The sequence below is a fragment of the Burkholderia sp. MSMB1826 genome (genome assembly GCF_001526325.1).
In the GTDB taxonomy this organism is placed as follows: Bacteria; Pseudomonadota; Gammaproteobacteria; order Burkholderiales; family Burkholderiaceae; genus Burkholderia.
This window is the reverse complement of record NZ_LOYN01000015.1, coordinates 59,734-76,607: the sequence shown is the minus strand read 5'-3', so window position 1 is coordinate 76,607 and position 16,874 is coordinate 59,734. Positions and strand designations below refer to the sequence as shown.

The 16,874-nt window shown below is 61.5% G+C and carries 15 protein-coding genes and 1 pseudogene; 14 read left to right on the top strand and 2 right to left on the bottom strand.

Annotated elements, in window-relative coordinates; translation table 11 throughout:
- Positions 1-7 precede the first annotated feature (7 nt).
- Together ribA and WS95_RS07315 are read left to right on the top strand one after the other, a co-directional pair.
- On the top strand, positions 8-658 hold the full coding sequence (gene ribA / locus WS95_RS07320) for a GTP cyclohydrolase II (RefSeq protein WP_034204532.1): 651 nt from the start codon (positions 8-10) through the stop codon (positions 656-658).
- A gap of 219 nt (positions 659-877) precedes the next feature.
- Entirely contained in the window at positions 878-2,152 is a 1,275-nt protein-coding gene (locus WS95_RS07315) for a tyrosine-type recombinase/integrase (protein WP_059823076.1), read from the top strand.
- Here the strand turns inward: WS95_RS07315 and WS95_RS32840 are convergent.
- Positions 2,097-2,378 (bottom strand): helix-turn-helix transcriptional regulator, encoded by a 282-nt coding sequence (locus WS95_RS32840; RefSeq protein ID WP_082746876.1) that lies wholly within the window; start codon positions 2,376-2,378, stop codon positions 2,097-2,099. The two genes, WS95_RS07315 and WS95_RS32840, sit on opposite strands and share 56 nt — an antisense overlap.
- A 1,217-nt stretch (positions 2,379-3,595) precedes the next feature.
- On the opposite strand from WS95_RS32840, the gene WS95_RS07310 reads away from it, so the two are divergent.
- From WS95_RS07310 to WS95_RS07290, 5 genes are all read left to right on the top strand, one after another.
- Positions 3,596-3,874 carry a hypothetical protein gene (locus WS95_RS07310; RefSeq protein ID WP_156444452.1) on the top strand — a complete coding sequence of 93 codons (279 nt, stop codon included), beginning with the start codon at positions 3,596-3,598 and terminating at the stop codon, positions 3,872-3,874.
- A gap of 26 nt (positions 3,875-3,900) precedes the next feature.
- Positions 3,901-4,104 carry a hypothetical protein gene (locus WS95_RS07305; RefSeq protein ID WP_059823073.1) on the top strand — a complete coding sequence of 68 codons (204 nt, stop codon included), beginning with the start codon at positions 3,901-3,903 and terminating at the stop codon, positions 4,102-4,104.
- Between the two features lie 174 nt (positions 4,105-4,278).
- Complete coding sequence (locus tag WS95_RS07300) at positions 4,279-5,718, top strand: purine-cytosine permease family protein (protein WP_059823071.1); 1,440 nt, start codon at positions 4,279-4,281, stop codon at positions 5,716-5,718.
- Positions 5,719-5,801: 83 nt separating this feature from the next.
- On the top strand, positions 5,802-6,347 hold the full coding sequence (locus WS95_RS07295; protein ID WP_059823069.1) for a VOC family protein: 546 nt from the start codon (positions 5,802-5,804) through the stop codon (positions 6,345-6,347).
- A 23-nt stretch (positions 6,348-6,370) separates the two neighbouring features.
- Positions 6,371-7,951 carry a phytoene desaturase family protein gene (locus WS95_RS07290; protein WP_059823067.1) on the top strand — a complete coding sequence of 527 codons (1,581 nt, stop codon included), beginning with the start codon at positions 6,371-6,373 and terminating at the stop codon, positions 7,949-7,951.
- A gap of 39 nt (positions 7,952-7,990) precedes the next feature.
- On the opposite strand, the pseudogene WS95_RS07285 reads toward WS95_RS07290, so the two are convergent.
- Positions 7,991-8,901, bottom strand: a pseudogene (locus WS95_RS07285) (LysR family transcriptional regulator).
- Between the two features lie 164 nt (positions 8,902-9,065).
- Between WS95_RS07285 and WS95_RS07280 the strand changes: the two are divergent.
- The 7 genes from WS95_RS07280 to WS95_RS07250 all read left to right on the top strand — a co-directional run bounded on the left by WS95_RS07280 (position 9,066) and on the right by WS95_RS07250 (position 16,847).
- Positions 9,066-10,088, top strand: a complete 1,023-nt coding sequence (locus WS95_RS07280) for an AraC family transcriptional regulator (protein WP_059823066.1) — start codon at positions 9,066-9,068, stop codon at positions 10,086-10,088.
- A gap of 183 nt (positions 10,089-10,271) precedes the next feature.
- Positions 10,272-11,375 carry a porin gene (locus WS95_RS07275; RefSeq protein ID WP_059823064.1) on the top strand — a complete coding sequence of 368 codons (1,104 nt, stop codon included), beginning with the start codon at positions 10,272-10,274 and terminating at the stop codon, positions 11,373-11,375.
- Between the two features lie 57 nt (positions 11,376-11,432).
- Positions 11,433-12,548 carry an LLM class flavin-dependent oxidoreductase gene (locus WS95_RS07270; RefSeq protein ID WP_059823062.1) on the top strand — a complete coding sequence of 372 codons (1,116 nt, stop codon included), beginning with the start codon at positions 11,433-11,435 and terminating at the stop codon, positions 12,546-12,548.
- An 87-nt stretch (positions 12,549-12,635) separates the two neighbouring features.
- Positions 12,636-13,961 (top strand): MFS transporter, encoded by a 1,326-nt coding sequence (locus WS95_RS07265; protein WP_082746868.1) that lies wholly within the window; start codon positions 12,636-12,638, stop codon positions 13,959-13,961.
- 252 nt (positions 13,962-14,213) lie between these two features.
- Positions 14,214-15,002 (top strand): SDR family oxidoreductase, encoded by a 789-nt coding sequence (locus WS95_RS07260; protein WP_059823061.1) that lies wholly within the window; start codon positions 14,214-14,216, stop codon positions 15,000-15,002.
- A 44-nt stretch (positions 15,003-15,046) separates the two neighbouring features.
- On the top strand, positions 15,047-16,291 hold the full coding sequence (locus WS95_RS07255; protein WP_059823059.1) for a styrene monooxygenase/indole monooxygenase family protein: 1,245 nt from the start codon (positions 15,047-15,049) through the stop codon (positions 16,289-16,291).
- Between the two features lie 10 nt (positions 16,292-16,301).
- Positions 16,302-16,847 (top strand): flavin reductase family protein, encoded by a 546-nt coding sequence (locus WS95_RS07250; RefSeq protein WP_059823058.1) that lies wholly within the window; start codon positions 16,302-16,304, stop codon positions 16,845-16,847.
- Positions 16,848-16,874: the final 27 nt, after the last annotated feature.

The following is a 16,874-nucleotide window of genomic DNA, read 5'->3' as shown; positions in this document are numbered from 1 at the left end:
TGAATTCATGATGTCTTCGCGTCCCCAATCGCCCCTGCCGGGCAATGGCCAGGCCGACGAGTGCGTGACGCTCGTCGCCACGGCGTCGCTGCCCACGCGCTACGGTACGTTCACGTCGTACGCATTTCGCGTCTCGGGCAGCGATGCCGAACATCTCGCGCTCGTGATGGGCGACGTGGCCGGCGAGCAGTCGGTGCTGACCCGGCTGCATTCCGAATGCCTGACCGGTGACGTGTTCGGTTCGTACCGCTGCGATTGCGGCGAGCAACTCGATCTCGCGTTGCGTTACATCGCGGCCGAAGACCGCGGCGTGCTGCTGTATCTGCGCGGCCATGAAGGCCGCGGCATCGGCCTGAGCAACAAGATCCGCGCGTACGCGCTGCAGGAGCAGGGGCGCGATACCGTCGAGGCGAACCTCGATCTCGGCCTGCCCGACGACGCCCGCGAATACGATTCGGCCGCTGCGATCCTGCGCATCCTCGGCGTGACGTCGGTGCGGTTGATGAGCAACAATCCGAAGAAGTTCGATACGCTCGTGAAGCACGGTATTCCCGTCTGCGAACGCGTGGCGCTCGCGGTGCCCGTGCGCGAGGAAAACGAGCGTTATATCCGCACGAAGCAGGCGAAGTTCGGACACTACTTCGAAGAGAACGAGTGATGGAAATTCGGGAGTCGTCGAGACGCTTGTCTGGCAAGCGATTTGTCCCGGAGAGGCTTACTGGCAAAGGATCTCGGCCAAAAGTCAGGTTCGTCGCAAATCGTATCGACACTTGACTAAACATCGGGAAACTTGGCATTCTGGCGTAGCTTTTTTGAGGTCTGGCGGAAAAGTTACGCCGAACGTCGGATCTCAGCCAAAAAGTTACGCTGCTTTCCGATGAGATTCGACGCACGCACTGCAAGCAAGCTGGCCGCCGGCCAGCACTTGACCTTTGACGGCTTTCCCGGGCTTCGCCTGAAGGCGACCGGCAGTCGTCGTTCGTGGATCTATCGCTACAAATCGCCCATTGACGAACGCATGCGCCAGGTGAAACTGGGGGAGTGGCCCGCCATGGGATTTCCCGCGGCCATAGCCGAATGGGAACTGAAGCGATCAGCGAGAGACAACGGGTCGGATCCAGCAGCCGAAAGGCGACGGAAGCGCCAGTCCGTTGTGGTATCTCGCGCGCTCAACGCATATACGGTCAAGCAGGTTTGCATGGATTACTTGGGTGGATATCTCGAACCCAATCGCAAACAGAAGGGTGTGCTCGAGGTGCAGCGCATGTTTAAGTCAATGCTTACCCCGATTGCCAGTTTGTCGGCGGCCTCCATCACGCGTGCCCAGGCCTTCGAATTTCTCGATTCATACCGTGCGACACCGGCGCTTGCAGCCCGCTTGCGGATGGAGCTTGGCGGTGCGTGGGACTATGCGATGGATGCCGGCCGATTACCCGACGGAACGCCAAACTGGTGGCGCATGATTCTTCGCGGCAAACTGCGCAGTAAAGGTCGTACGATCGACGGCGTCGCGATGGGCACCAAAAAGCGCGTGTTGAGCGAGAGTGAAACTGGCACGCTGCTTCGGTGGCTTCCGAACATTAGTCTCACGGTGGCTGACGCTATTGCGCTATACCTTTGGACGGGCGCGCGGGGCGGCGAAATCATCTCCATGGAGAAACATGAAATCACCGAGGAGACCGATGGGCTTTGGTGGACTGTGCCAAAGGAGAAGACAAAAAACTCATGGCGTTCGAAAGCGGGGGACTTGCGCGTGCCGCTCGTGGGCCGTGCAGAAGCGATCGTGCGACGTCGCCTTGAGCAAGCCGTCAACGGCTATCTCTTCCCGACTTCGAACGGCCAGATGATGAAGCAGACGGTCATTCAGCACGGCATTTACTACCACCAGCCATATTGCAAGCAGGCGCCAGATCACGATAGACCGCGATTACCTGTCACGCACTGGTCAGCGCACGATCTGCGTAGAACTGCTAGAACTTTCCTGGCTGCGCTCGGCTGTCCGCACGACGTAGCGGAAGCAGTGCTCGGGCACATACAGCCCGGGGTAGCAGGCGTTTACAACCGACACCACTACGACCGCGAGCGTCGCGAATGGCTCACGCGCCTTTCAAAATTTCTCGAGGAACTGGCGCTTCGGTATTCGAAGAAGTAGCTTTGCGTCGCCGGTTGCTATGGCCGGTGTTCGGAGGAGGGAGCAGGTCCGACACGGGCCGCTCCTCAGCCCATGCTTCGACTTCACGCATGAGCCAGGCAACGCGCCGGCCGGACAGCATTCGAGGCCTTGGGAATCGGTTTTCGCGGACCAGTTTCTGGACGCTCGCCTCAGATAGCGACACCGTGGCCGCGACAGTCGGCAGATCCAGGTAAAGCGGTTTCATGTTGGTCGTTGCGGGCATGCTGTGATCCTCTCGTCTCACGATCGCGCTGAACCAATAAAGAGGTTTTGTGATTTGGGTCTCATAGGGGCTCGTGACAATTAGCCCTCGTCTTGCTTGATGCTCTTCTGCCGATCGTCCTGGACCGGTGTCCGCATTGTTGTCTTTTCCGTGCCACGTCTGCTACTGTCCGTCGAGGCCCTGAATACGCGCCGATTGTTCGACCACCGACGTCTTCCATTGCGGCACGACCGCTTACCTACTCATTTCGCGCGACACGATTAATGAGGTTGGACAATGGACGACGGCGTTCTCCACGTTCCGATAGCAATGGAAGGCCGAGACCCCACGCGGCGAACGGCACGGTCGTGTATTTGTCAGTTTTGCGGGCGATTACATTACGCAGGCGCGTCCGATACCCGAGCCACCTTGGTGAAGTCGAACATATGGACGATTGGACAGACCGTCTAGTGGACAACGATTCCCCAAATAAAAACGGAATCGCAAGGTCTGGTCAGGGATAGCGTTGCCACGGGGACAAGCAGCAAAGGAAGCTTCTGGTCAAGAGACCCGCGGTGGTCCAGACAAAGAGACGAAGCACAACCGCGAAAAGTACCGCGTGCGCGATGGCACTGAAAAAGGGCGCTGGACACGATCCAGCAGGCGAATTCAATCGTCCTCCATGGTATCTCGATTCTGAGCGTCAGGAAAGGTTCATACACGATTTTGTGTGTGAGCCAAAAGGACAATGTGGGGTTGAGCGGGAATTTGCGGTTGTCGCGATGGCAAACAAGCGAAGAATGCCCCGTCGGTCGCCCCAAGGTACGGCCCGCCTGTTCGGTGCCGCTTGAGGTGCTGCTCACGCGGGCCGGGCTCGAGAGAGCAGTTGGATTGAGTCGCGTATCGGCGCCCCGCGCCCGAGACGAAACTGCACACTGACTGTACGCTGCCCATTAGTGACCAAGCGCGGCATTGCAAGTTCGGGCGCAGCGGCACCGAGCAAATGCGCCGGGGTCCTCCTGCTGATACATCGCCGACGGCGCACCTTCAAATCGTCTGAACAAAGTCTTTCGATGACCGCGCTTTGTGCAGTCTACGGATAGTTGCTGCTACGGTCGGATAACGCCGATTTCTTCAGTCGCCTATCTTTGACTTACCTCGAAGGCATCGGGGATTGCAGCGGGCGCAAACGTAATTGTCAGCTCGCAATGGAGCCGGTCATGAATGCGGTAGAAGGGATGGCGCGTAATGTCGATGCGGTCGCTCACGGGCTACGGCTGATTGTGGAGAAATGGCTCGGCACGGATTTTCCCGCGGATCTGCGAGTCAGCGAGGCTGTTGGGATGTCTGGAAAACGCAGGCAGTACGTTCGCGTCGAAGTGCCTTGCCGGAGCGATGGTGCTGCACTGTACTTCTTTCTCCACGATGACGGAACCTGGGACGTCTTCCCGCAGGAAGAGCAAGGACTTGCGATGTCATCCCGCTTCTTCGCTGCATGAGCGGGTGAAAGACTTGGAGTAACGCCATGGACGTTTTGAGTCTTGCTCGTCGTTGCGGAATGCAGGTGACGCTGGATGCCAGGATTGGGCACGAGGAATATCGGAGCGTGCACGGATCCGTGGAGGCACTCGAACGATTTGCCGACGCGCTGTTCGCCGAGATGCGCCGGGACGGGTCGGCATATCGGATGGCTGCTGCGTGCGAGATGCCGATCGTCGGAAGAGCGTGACCAGTGGCATCGCGTTTTTGCATTTCCGGGATGTCGATTGCCCGATCCGGATATCCAACGAAATTGTGGGCCGCGACGATACGTTCAAACAAGGGGGCGGGTCGCGAGTCGTGGTCGACTGAAGGCAGGCTGAGCGGTGCCGCATGCAAAAGCAGTGTCGATTAGGAGTGCAATATGAAGGACGAGCGTCTGAGTGCGGCAATGGAGGATCATGCGCTGGAGCGCGTGCCCGATAATGAACGGAAGGGCTGGCTTGCGCTGTCATGGAACACTGCGGGAATTGTAACGACGCTGGTTCAGCTGTTCCTCGGCGCGTTGGTGACGTTTGTAGCGGGCTTCAAGATCGCCATTCTCGCGGGCGTGACCGTGACGGTCTTCGGCGCGCTGCTCGGTTGGGCGTGCGGTCACGTTGCCTATCGATCAGGGCTATCCAGCACGGTAATGTCTCGCCACTTCGGATTTGGGCAGAAGGGCTCCATCATCTCGTCGCTGATCTTCGCGTTCATGATCATCGGCTTTCTCGCGCTCGAGAACGCATTGCTGTATCGCGGCTTCGTCTTCTATTTCGGCATCGCGGACACGGTGGTTTCGCGGATCGTCATTTATGGCTTGCTGACCGTTGCCTGGGTGCTGTTGACCGCCTATGGGTTCGCATTGGTCGCGCGAGTCTCCTCTGTCACGCTGGTCCTGTTTCTGACGGTACTCGCCTATATCGCTCACGATGTCGTGTCGGGTACGGGCGTCGTCGTTTCCAACATCTTCTCGTTCGGTTCCCAGTTTCCGGTCGATGTCCTCAAGTCGATGGGCGTCGAAAGCGATCTGAACAAATTCGTCTTTGCCGTCAATGTCCTCATCGGATCGGCAGGTGCGCTCGCCCTCGTCGACGCCGATCTCGGCCGATACGCGCGCCGGTCGCGGGATATCGGATATGCGGCACTGATCGGCAACCTTATGATGGACGTGTTGATGCTCGGTATGGGCGGCATCATCATGTATGCGGGGATTCCGGCGCTGGTAGATTTCTACATGCGCACGGCGGGCATGACGCACGAGGCGGCGCTTCACGCATCCTTGCAGAGCCCCGACAGCGTCACGGCCGCGTTCGTCGTGTTCGGCGGCGCGCTGGGGGCGCTGCTGATGGTGCTGGCGCAAAGCAAGGCGCAGGTCATCAACACTTACAGTGCCTCGCTGTCTCTCTCCAATCTCTTCGATGCACTCAATGTCCGGCCGGGGCGGCTGGCCTTCGTGATCGCCGCCAACGTCATCGGCCTGCTGATGCTCTACGGGAAGATCCTCGCACTGGTCAATTCATGGATCACGATTCTCGGGGTGTTGACGACGGCATTTGCCGGCATCATCGTCGCCGATTTCTTTATTGTCCGGCGTGTGTCGCGCGATCTCGATACCGATCTGGACCGCCCCGCGGAGATCGTCAACTGGGCCGGTGTCGTGACGTTGGTCGTGGCAGTCGTCGCCTCTCACTACTACCTCGGCCGCTTCGTACCCGTGGAGGCAATCGCTACGGTCGGCATCTGCGTGGTGCTGTATCCGGTGCTGCGTCTGACGGTGTTTCGGCCCGCTCACGCCGGCCAGCCGGCTTTCGCCAGGTTTTGAGCACCATGCCGCATCACTTTCCCGAATGGTCGATTGAATGCCGTTCGGCCCTTCGGTGCGTTCGGTAAGACCGGAGACACAACATGACGCATGAATGCCTGCCCGGCGTGATGCACGTCGACCACGTTGCGTTGACCGTGCCGGATCTCGACGAAGCGGTCCGATTCTACCGCGATGTGCTGGGCGCGATCGAGCTTTACCGGATGGGTCCATTCGATGCCGACGAATTGCCGTCGATGCCGAACGGCACTGACTGGACCCACGCGCATTTGAACATTGCCGGCGCGCGATTGAATTTCGTGATGATGGCGCTCGGCCGCAACCTGATGCTGGAGCTGTTTCGCTACGAGCGGCCGCATGACGCGCGTTCGACACCGCCTCGCAATTGCGACGTGGGGGCGAGTCATATCGCGCTGAAGGTGGAGAACCTCGACGCGGCACTCGCGTTTCTGCGCGAGCGTGGCGTGCGGGTTATGGCGGGCCCGGTCGCGATCGACAGCGGGCCGTGCGCCGGGCTTCGGGTGAACTATTTTCTCGATCCGTTCGGCAATCAGCTTGAGCTGGTCGAATACGGACATCTGCCGTTCATGGATGGGACCGACGCGCCGTTATACGCACGTCGCGGATAGGACAATAAACAGAGAGCAATCAGATGCAAGAAGAGAGCGACGTTGTCATCGTGGGCAGCGGCATGAATTCGCTGGTGTGCGCGGGGATATTGTCGAAGCGCGGCAAGCGGGTCACGGTGATCGAGCGCAATGCCGAACCGGGCGGCTGCATTCGCAGCCAGGAGTTGTTTCCGGGATATATCCACGACGTGCTTTCGTCGTGGTATCCGCTCTTTGTCGGAAGTCCGGCATATGCGGCGCTCAAGGACGATCTTCAAGCCGCAGGGCTTGCGTTCGCGCAATGCGATTATGCGACGGGAATCGTCACGCCGGACGGCCGCGCGATGGCGTTTCGTCAGGACCTGGACGATACGGTACGCCGTCTCGACGCAGCCTGTGCCGGCGACGGTGCGGCGTTCGGCGCAATGGCGCAGCGCCTGTTTGGCGAGGATGCCGGGCTGACGTTTGGCTTGCTGGGGGAGAATCCGTACGGCTGGAACATGGTCAAGCTGATGTGGCGCGAATGGCGACGCCGCGGGACGGATGGGCTTGCCGCTTTCGTCGGCGGCGCGCTCGAGAATTTTCGGCGCTGGGGTAATCGCACGCTTGGTTCCGATCTCACACGCGCGGCCATCGCGCCTTGGGCGCTCCACACGGGGCTGGGGCCGGACGACGCGTGTTCCGCGCTGATCGGCAAGCTGACGTTCGCGGCCGTGATCGCCGGCGGGATGCCGGTCGTCAAGGGGGGCAGCGGAAATATCGTCAAGGCGTTCCGTACGATCATCGAGCGCCGAGGCGGCGCATTCGTGACCGGGACGGACGTCGAGCGTGTGATCGTGGAGCGGGGGCGCGCCGTCGGCGTAAGCGCCGGTGGCCGAACGTGGCGCGCCCGCGAAGCCGTGGTGTGCAACGTCACCCCGAAGCAGCTCTATGGCCGTCTGTTGCCTGATGTGCCGGGCCCGTGGCGCGAGCGCGCCGACGCCTATTACTTCGGGCGCGGCGACATGCAGATTCACTTCGCGCTCTCGTCGCCGCCGCAGTGGTGCGATGCCGAGCTCGGCCGTGTGCCGCTCGTTCATCTGACGGAGAGCCTGGAGACGGTCTGCCTGTCGGTGACGCAAGCCAACAATGGCCTGATTCCGGCGCATCCGACCATCGCGATCGGTCAACCGACCGCCGTTGATCCGAGCCGGGCACCGGCTGGCGGCGCGATACTCTGGATCCAGATGCAGGAGATGCCGTCGAGGTTGCGTGGCGACGCGGCGGGGGAAATCGAGGTGCCGGCCGACGGCCGCTGGACCGACGCGGTACGCGAACAGGTCGCCGATCGCGTGCAGCGCCGCCTGGAAACCGTGATGCCGGGCCTGTCCGAGAAAATTGTCGGGCGCCGGGCCTTTTCGCCGACTGACCTGGAAGCGCTCAATTGCAACCTCGTCGGCGGCGATCCATATTCTGGCGTCTGTTCGCCCGACCAGTTCTTCTGGCTGCGCCCGTTCGCGGGCGACAAAGGCCGTCGCGGGCACGGCACGCCATTTCGCAACCTGTACCAGATCGGAGCATCGACTCATCCGGGGCCAGGGCTAGGCGGCGCGTCGGGCTGGATGATGGCAAATCGACTGAGCTGAGCGGCCGTCGGACGAGTTGGCCCGTGCGCGGCGGCGTGTTCAGGCTGACTCGTCGCTGAGCGTGCGGATGACGAGGTTGCGCAGCCAGCGGTTCGCCGCATGGCCGTCCGAATTGGCGTGCCAGTGCACGGTGACGGTGACCTCGGGGATGTCGATCGGCAAGTCATAGACGGCAAATCTGCCGTCGGGATTGAGCCAGCGGACGGTGCGTCGGGGCAGCGTCACGATCCAGTCCGTCCTGGCGAGGATGTGCGGCACGACCGTGAAATGCGGAACGCGCAACGCGATCTGGCGATGGATGTGCTTCTCGCGGAACTGCACCTCGATCTGATGATGCGCGCTTTCGACCGAGCCGACGAGGACGTGCGGCAGCGTAAGGTATTGCTCGAGCGTCAGCGCGGCTTCCGGCAATGCGTCGCGATGCCGGGTCATGCAGACGTAGTCTTCATGGAACAAGCGATGATGGGGGTCCGATCGAGCAACATGGGCAGGTTGCCGATCGCCAGATCCAGTTTTCCAACCCGGAGCGATTCTTCTATCTGCCCGCTCGGTACCGACTGGATGTCCAGGCGAATGCGCGGCGCGTACTGCTCCAGTGCTGCGCACAGCGGCGGAAGGAACGCGAGTTCCCCGATGTCCGACATGGAAACCAGGAACGCGCGCGTGCTCGTCGCCGGATCGAACGGTGTCATCAACTGAAATGCATGTTCGGCCGCCGACATGGCTTGCCTCAGTGGCTCGCGCAGCTCCAGAGCGGCCGAGGTCGGCTGCATTTCGTTGCCGGCGCGGACGAACAAGGGATCGTCGAGGAGCGCGCGCAGTCGGCCGAGCGTGTAGCTGACCGCGGGCTGGGACAGGCCGAGCCGGCTGGCGGCGAGCGTCAGGTTTCGCTCTTCCAGAATGGCGTGGAAGACGCGTAGCAGGTTCAGATCGATGCGAGCAGTATCCATGGCAAGCCATATGGTCGGATGTGACGTCGGCGGGAGGTTGGCCATCGGGACGCTGCGCGTCACGATAAGCTATTTTATTCGGCCGCCGGATATTGATCGATTCGGAGAATCGCTCCGGTTTCATTACACTGCATCGTGCCATCAGCCCTGCGTCGCGTGAAGCTATGAACACTCATCCCCAGTTCTTCGACGGCACGCCGGACGCGTTCCGTCATTTCAATGTCGAATTTCAAGGCAGGGTGGATCCCGATCAGGTCATTGACGGGGTGGGGCGCGCATTCAAGCCACACAGGATGTCGGTCGCCGGGCCCGCGCATGCGCTCGACGCAGTGTTCCGTTCGCTGAAGATAGGAAACCTGCAGATCTTTTACCTGCAGTATGGCGCAGAAGTCGGTGTCGACCCAGGTGAACTGGGCGATTTCACGCTTGTCCAGATGCCCATTCACGGCGCGGGGCACTACACGTTCGGTGCGCACCAGGTGTCGGGAGGCCGGGGCGTAGCCGCGGTGCTGTCGCCGCAGGAGGCCACGCAGATGAAGTTCTCCGCGGAGCTCCGGCAAATCATCGTCCGTATTGAGCAGCCGGCCATGGAGAAGGCTTGCGTCGAACACATCGACCTGCTCCCTGAAACAGGCTTGCGCTTTCAACCCGAACTGGACATGGGCGGCCCGGCGGGACGGGCATGGTGCGGCGCGCTGAACTACATCCTTGAAGGAAGCATCGCGTTTCCGGAATTGCTCCGCACGACTGCCTACGCGGAGCGCTGCGAGCGCATGTTGATCGATACCCTGCTTTTTGCCCACGCAAACAACTGCTCCGAATATCTCGCTGCGATGCCGACGCGCAGGGCAGTAAGACCCGCCTACGTGAAGCGCGCCGAAGACTACATGCGCGCACACCTTGCCGATGTCGCGTCGGTCGAGGAGATCGCGCGTACGGTCGGCGTGAGTCCGCGCGCACTGTTCTATGCGTTCCGGCAGACCTACGACCAGACGCCGATGTCGTTTCTGCGGGAGCTTCGTCTCAAAGCGGTACATGCTGAGCTCAAGTCCGGCGATCCGGCGACGATGCGCCTGACGGATGTCGCGATGCGCTGGGGATTCGCGCATTACGGCCATTTCGCATCCCATTACCGTCGACGGTTCGGCGTGCGTCCGCAGGACACGCTGAACGCATTGCGCGATTGATGGAAGCGACCTCATACCAGTCGTTGAAGTAGAACGCACTCCTCTTCGTCAGTCGGACGAACGCTGCGGGAATCGGATAGCGAGACGACTTTTGGACTTCGATGATCCAGACGTGCTCGCTGACATCCAGGGTGATGTCGGGCGCAAAGGCCAACAATCCAATTCAGCATGAGGAGAGCAGGGATGAAAGGGGAGAATGTAAAGCGCCGGTCGGCAGCCGTAGGCGTTTTGGTAGCGGCAGCGTGCGCGTGTCAACCGATTTCCGCGCATGCGCAAAGCAACGTTACGATTTACGGCGTGATCGATTCCGGGATCGACTATGCGACGAACGTGGGCGGCAAGAGCCAGGTTTCACTCGGGACCGGCGTCCTGGCGCCGAATCTGTTCGGATTTCGCGGCAAGGAAGACCTCGGCGGCGGGCTCGCGGCGACGTTCGTGCTCGAAGGCCAATTCAATGCGGGCAACGGCGCCTCGATCGGGACGCTCTTCGGCCGTCAGGCCTATGTGGGATTGACGGACAACAAGTGGGGCAGCCTGACCGCCGGCAATCAGTACGATTTCATGTTTACGTCGCTGGCCGTCAAACGTTACGGTCCGGAGTTCCCGTTCATCTCTCTGCAGAATCTGCGGCAGGGCCCGTTCAATGGGTTGGGTATCCCGAACCAACCGAGCGGTGCGTTCGATTTCGACCGTGTGGCGGGTGAGCGCATTTCAAACTCCGTCAAATACGAGAGCCCCAATTTCAATGGCCTGAGTTTCGGCGCCATGTACGGATTCGGCGGCGTGGCGGGCGCCATCTCGCAAAACAGCGCGCAAAGTTTCGCGATCGATTACGGCAATCATCTCTTCAATATCGACGCCGCATATACCTACGTGCGTTACCCGAGCATCAATAGCGGCAATGCCGGGATCCGCAACTTTGGCGTCGGTGCGGGTGTGTTCCTCGGCCCAGCCTATCTCGACGCACTCTACACGTCCACGAGAAATACCTACACCGGGGGCCGTGTCGACGTCTACGAGGTGGGCGGCATGTATCGATTCAGTCCCGCGTTCCGGGCCGCTGCCGCCTATCAGTTCATGGACGGCAATGCGGCCCTCAACGGAAACAAGGCACATCAGGTCAACCTGACGCTCGACTATTCGCTGTCGAAGCGGACGGACGTTTACACGAGCGTCACCTACCAGCGAGCGAGCGGCAACGGCGCGCAGGCGCAAGTCATCTTGTTCGGCCCGTCGGACGGCAGGAACCAGACGGTATTGCGCGCCGGCATCCGGCATCTCTTTTGAACCGTGCGCAAACGGTCCTGCATACAACGCGTTAACTGAATAACTGAAGGTGAAACGATGAGAAGGATTCTGTCTTCAAACGACTTCATTCTCGGCACATTCGCGACGAACTGCTCGAGTGGCATGTCGGTCACGAAAATTCCGGAGCGTTGGAACAATTCGTGGGAGAACAACGAAAAACTCGCCGTCATGCTTGACGAAGCGGGCATCGACTTCATGTTGCCGATCGCACGATGGATCGGCTATGGCGGCGAGACGGACTTCCACGGCTCCGTGCTCGAAACGACGACCTGGGCGGCTGGCATCCTGGCCAAGACGCGGCGTCTGACCGTCTTCGCTACGGTGCACACGGCAGCGAATCATCCGGTCGTCGTCGCGAAGCAGATCGCGACGCTCGATCAGATCGGCCGCGGCCGAGCCGGGTTGAATATCGTCGCGGGATGGAATCGGCCGGAGTACGAGGCGCTCGGTCTTGCGCTGTCCGATCGTCACGACACCCGTTATGCGTACGCGCAGGAATGGTTCGACATCGTCAGCAAACTGTGGGAGGGCGACGGCGCATTCGATTGGCGCGGCGATGCATTCTCGCTGAAAGGGGCCTATGGGCTGCCGACCCCGTGGGGCACCGAGCGCCCGCCGATTCTCAATGCGGCGGGGTCGGGCGAAGGTCGCGAATTCGCCGTGCGCAACGCCGATTTTCTGTTTACGCCCGCGATCGACCTGGAGCGCTCCCGCACCGAGGTGACGGAGCTGAAAGCACGCGGTCAGGCGAGCGGGCGGGACGTGAAGGTGCTGACGTTCTCGCATGTCGTCTGTCGCCCGACGGAGCGCGAGGCGCGCGACTACCTGCGGCATTTCGCGCAGACGCACGCCGACTGGGGCGCCGTCGACAACCTCGTCGCGTTGCAATTCGCGAATGCCCAATCGTTTCCGCACGACCTGCTCGCGCTGATCCGCGACCGAATGGCGGCGGGACACGGCGGATTTCCGCTAGTCGGCACGCCGCAGCAGGTGGCCGATGGCATCCAGGCGTTGGCCGAAGCGGGCTTCAAGGGAACGACTTTGTCGTTTGTGGATTACGTGCAGGAATTTCCGTATTTCCGCGACGAAGTGCTGCCGCTGCTGGAGGCCCGCGGTTTGAGAAGCGCGTCTCGCGTAGCCGACGCGGCATGAGGGGACGGGCCGCTGAGTCAGGTGGCTCGATTGACCAGATTGTCCCGAAGCTTGCTTCCACCGTCACGCAGTGAGGTCGACGTTTCCATGAGTGAAATTCGAGGAGTGGTGTTTTCGACCGAGTGCAGCCATTCGCGGGTTGATGCACCGGAAATACCGCGTTCGGTTACGACCCGCGTAACAGCAATCTGCCTCTTCGTCATTCTTGCGGAAGGGTATGACGTGGGCATCTACGGTGCGGTATTGCCGGCGCTGATCGAAGAAAGAACGTGGGGGCTATCGCCAACGCAGTTCGGTGTGCTCGGAAGTTTTGCGCTTGTCGGAATGCTGGTCGGTGCCGTACTGGTCGGTGCCTTGTCCGACATGATTGGGCGAAAGAAAACGCTCGTTGCATGCGTCGGCATCTTTTCGGTCACGATGGCTTGGGCGTCGCTGGCGCAGACGCCCGCCGAGTTCGGGTGGTGCCGATTCGTGGGCGGATTGGGTCTGGGAGGCGTGATACCGACCGCGTCGGCCCTGACTATCGAATATTCGCCCGTTCGTCGGCGCTCCTTCAATTACGCGTTGATGTACTCGGGCTATGCACTGGGCGGCGTTTCCATTGCGTTGCTATCGCTCTGGTTTCTGAAGGACAGCGGTTGGCGTGCGCTCTTCCGGATCGGGGCGTTTCCGCTGCTCGCGGTTCCCCTCATTGTGTGGGGCATGCCCGAGTCAATTGCTTTTCTTCGAAGTCGGCGGCGTTTTCGGGAGGCTGACAGGCTCGCGTTGCGTCTTGGCATCGAACCGCATGGCGGCGAAGCGGATTCGCAATCGATGGGCGCGCACCCTGCCCGCACGACGATCGGCCGCCTGTTCGGGCCATCAAGTATCCGGGCGACGCTGCTGTTCTGGGTAGCGTTCTTCATGGGCCTGCTATTGATTTACGGGCTGAACACCTGGTTGCCGCAGATGATGCGAAGCGCCGGCTATCCGCTCGCTTCGAGCCTGGCGCTGCTTCTTGCTCTGAACCTGGCCGCCGCGGTCGGCTCGCTGGTCGCAGGCGCGGCTGCGGATCGCTGGGGATCACGGTGCGTCATCGTGATTTCGTACCTGATTGCGGCGTTCAGCATTGCGCTTCTCAGTACCCGTCCCGGTACCTTGCTGACTTATGGCCTTGTCGGCGTGGCCGGCATCGGCTCGATTTCTACCACGCTGGTACTGAACGCGTACGTATCGAAATACTTTCCCGTCGACGTGCGTGCGACAGCGCTTGGGCTCGCGTTGGGATTCGGCAGGCTGGGTGCCATCGCCGGCCCTCTGCTTGGCGGCATCCTGGTCAGCAGTCAAGTGAGCCTGGCGTCCTGCTTCTATATCTTCGCGGCTGCGGGCCTGCTCGCCGCGCTTGCCGTCTTTCTGGTTCCAGATCATGCCTGATGGCATGACGATGGATGTCCTTTCAATACCGGCAGACGACGGATAGTCATTGCGCGATGCGGATACATGCAAGGGGATTTGGCGATCCATTATCAAATCAAGCAGACGGGCATGCATGAGCGAGCGCTCTCCAGTCGGGCTGGTGGTGCATGGGTACGGTGTTCCGACTCGTTGACTGGCCGAGCCGTCGAGTGGCGCTTGCGTCCGTTGCATACATAAATCGTGTCATTTCCTCGAGCAAGGTGGATTCGCATGAAAGATCTTGAAGGCAAGGTGGCGATCGTCACTGGCGGCGCGACGATCATCGGCGCGGCCGTTGTCGACGCACTCCGGCGCTACGGCGTCAAGGTAGCTGTGTTCGACATCGATGCGGCGGGCGGTGCGCGCGTGACGGCGGCCGATCCGGCGCAAACGCGCTTCTGGCACGTCGACATCGTCAACGACGAGCAGCTCGAAGAGGGCATTGCTGCCGTCGCCGAGCACTTCGGCCGCGTGGATTTCCTCGTCAATCTCGCGGCAACCTACCTCGACAACGGCGTGCAGTCGGGCCGCCGGGACTGGTTGACGGCGCTCGACATCAACGTGGTCAGCGCGGTCATGGCCGCGCGCGCCGTCCACCCGTACATGGTGAAGGCCGGCGGCGGTTCGATCGTCAATTTCACGAGCATTTCGTCCAAGGTCGCGCAGACCGGACGATGGCTTTACCCGGTTTCGAAGGCCGCGCTCGTCCAGCTCACGCGCAATATGGCCATGGATTTCGCAGCCGACGGCATTCGCGTGAATTCCCTCTCGCCGGGTTGGACCTGGTCGCGGGTCATGGACGAAATGACCCACGGCGATCGCGCCAAGACGGATCGGGTGGCCGCCGATTATCACTTGCTCGGGCGTGTCGCCGACCCGTCGGAAGTGGCGGACGTCGTCGCTTTCCTGTTGTCGGGGCATGCGTCGTTCGTCACCGGCGCCGACTATGCGGTCGATGGCGGCTATTCCACGATGGGTCCGGAGCAGGCGCGGCCCGCCATTCCGCGGCTCGCCGAATAATCGGCATTCCAGAACCATTCAAATATTCATCAAGGAGAACATCGATGCGTCGAATCGCAATCGTGGGTGGAGGCCAGGCCGGTTTGCCGTTGGCGATCGGGCTGCTGGACCAGGGCTATGAGGTGACCGTCGTCACCAACCGCGCGCCGGACGATATTCGTCGCGGCAAAGTGATGTCGAGTCAGTGCATGTTCGCCCCTGCGCTGAAAATCGAGCGAGACCTCGGCCTCAACCAGTGGGAAGACGCGTGTCCGCCCGTCGAGGGTATCGGTTTCGCGGTTCCCCATCCGGAATCGGTGGGGGCGAAGATCATCGACTGGAGCGCGCGACTCGATCGCCCGGCGCAATCGGTGGATCAGCGTGTGAAGATGCCCGTATGGCTCGAACTGGTCGAGTCGCGCGGCGGTCGAGTGCTGATTCAGGATGCCGGCATTGCCGAACTGGAAGCACTTGCCGACAACCACGATCTCGTTGTCCTGGCCGCGGGCAAGGGCGAAGTTGTCCGCCTGTTCGAGCGCGATGCCGCGCGCTCGCCGTTCGACAAACCGCAGCGCGCACTCGCACTGACCTACGTGCATGGCCTGGAGAAGGCGCCGGACTACTCGCGCGTGTCGTTCAATCTGATTCCCGGCGTCGGCGAATACTTCGCGTTCCCTGCGCTGACGCTGTCCGGTCCTTGCGACATCATGGTGTTCGAGGGCGTGCCCGGCGGCCCGCTGGATTTCTGGCGGGACATTCACACACCGGCCGAGCACCTTGCCGCAAGCAAGCGCTTCCTGGAAACGTACCTGCCGTGGGAGGCCGATCGCGCTCGTCACGTCGAGCTGACCGACGACAACGGCATTCTGGCCGGAGCGTTCGCGCCCACCATCCGCAAGCCGGTCATGACGCTGCCATCCGGGCGGCTCGTGTTCGGGCTGGGCGATGCCGTGGTCACCAACGATCCGATCACGGGGCAAGGCGCCAACAATGCGACGAAGGCCTGCAAGGTCTATCTCGATGCGATTCTCGCCCGCGGTGAGCAGCCTTATACGCGCGACTGGATGGAGCAGACCTTCGAGCAGTTCTGGGATTACGCGCGCTGGGTGGTGCAATGGACCAATTCGTTGCTCACGCCGCCGCCGCCGCACGTGCTGAAGCTGCTCGGCGCGGCCGGGAACCTGCCGTCGCTGGCGAGCGTCATCGCCGACGGATTCAACTATCCGCCGAGCTATTTCCCGTGGTGGGCGGACGAGCATGAGTGCGAGAGCTTCCTGGCGCGTCATGAAGCCATCTCGGCAATCGCGTAAGGAGAACGACATGTCGCAATGCATTGCGTCCCCGGACGCCACACTGGCCGATGCTGCTGCGTGGGGTAGTGTCGATCTGGAGCCCAGAACGCTGCGCAATCTGCTCGGAAGTTATCCGACGGGCGTTGCCATCGTCACCACGCGCACGCCCGACGGGCGACCCGTCGGACTGACGATCAATTCCTTCGCGTCGCTGTCGCTCGATCCGCCGCTGGTGTTGTGGAGCCTCGTGGAGCACTCGCCGAATCTGGCCGCGTTCCGCGACAGCACCCACTTCGCGATCCATATTCTGGCCAGTCAACAGGAAGCGCTGGCCCGGCGTTTTGCGACTGCCGGGATGCCTGACAAGTTTGCCGACGTGGCGTGGCACGAATCGCCCGAAGGCGTGCCTGCAATCGATGGGGCGATGACCACGCTGATCTGCGCGCATGACCATTGCCGACACGCCGGCGACCATCTGCTGCTGATCGGGCGTGTCGTTCGAACCGCCAGTCAGCAGGGTACGCCGCTGGTGTTTCACGCGGGACGGTTCACATCGGTGCACGCGGCTTCGTAGGCTGCTGACCCCAATCAAATCGCTGGA

Excerpts from the sequence above, each read along its gene's own strand:
- ribA (WP_034204532.1), top strand. The coding sequence starts at position 8 with ATGATGTCTTCGCGTCCCCAATCGCCCCTGCCGGGCAATGGCCAGGCC.
- WS95_RS07315 (WP_059823076.1), top strand. The coding sequence starts at position 878 with ATGAGATTCGACGCACGCACTGCAAGCAAGCTGGCCGCCGGCCAGCAC.
- WS95_RS32840 (WP_082746876.1), bottom strand. The coding sequence starts at position 2,378 with ATGAAACCGCTTTACCTGGATCTGCCGACTGTCGCGGCCACGGTGTCG.
- WS95_RS07310 (WP_156444452.1), top strand. The coding sequence starts at position 3,596 with ATGAATGCGGTAGAAGGGATGGCGCGTAATGTCGATGCGGTCGCTCAC.
- WS95_RS07305 (WP_059823073.1), top strand. The coding sequence starts at position 3,901 with ATGGACGTTTTGAGTCTTGCTCGTCGTTGCGGAATGCAGGTGACGCTG.
- WS95_RS07300 (WP_059823071.1), top strand. The coding sequence starts at position 4,279 with ATGAAGGACGAGCGTCTGAGTGCGGCAATGGAGGATCATGCGCTGGAG.
- WS95_RS07295 (WP_059823069.1), top strand. The coding sequence starts at position 5,802 with ATGACGCATGAATGCCTGCCCGGCGTGATGCACGTCGACCACGTTGCG.
- WS95_RS07290 (WP_059823067.1), top strand. The coding sequence starts at position 6,371 with ATGCAAGAAGAGAGCGACGTTGTCATCGTGGGCAGCGGCATGAATTCG.
- WS95_RS07280 (WP_059823066.1), top strand. The coding sequence starts at position 9,066 with ATGAACACTCATCCCCAGTTCTTCGACGGCACGCCGGACGCGTTCCGT.
- WS95_RS07275 (WP_059823064.1), top strand. The coding sequence starts at position 10,272 with ATGAAAGGGGAGAATGTAAAGCGCCGGTCGGCAGCCGTAGGCGTTTTG.
- WS95_RS07270 (WP_059823062.1), top strand. The coding sequence starts at position 11,433 with ATGAGAAGGATTCTGTCTTCAAACGACTTCATTCTCGGCACATTCGCG.
- WS95_RS07265 (WP_082746868.1), top strand. The coding sequence starts at position 12,636 with ATGAGTGAAATTCGAGGAGTGGTGTTTTCGACCGAGTGCAGCCATTCG.
- WS95_RS07260 (WP_059823061.1), top strand. The coding sequence starts at position 14,214 with ATGAAAGATCTTGAAGGCAAGGTGGCGATCGTCACTGGCGGCGCGACG.
- WS95_RS07255 (WP_059823059.1), top strand. The coding sequence starts at position 15,047 with ATGCGTCGAATCGCAATCGTGGGTGGAGGCCAGGCCGGTTTGCCGTTG.
- WS95_RS07250 (WP_059823058.1), top strand. The coding sequence starts at position 16,302 with ATGTCGCAATGCATTGCGTCCCCGGACGCCACACTGGCCGATGCTGCT.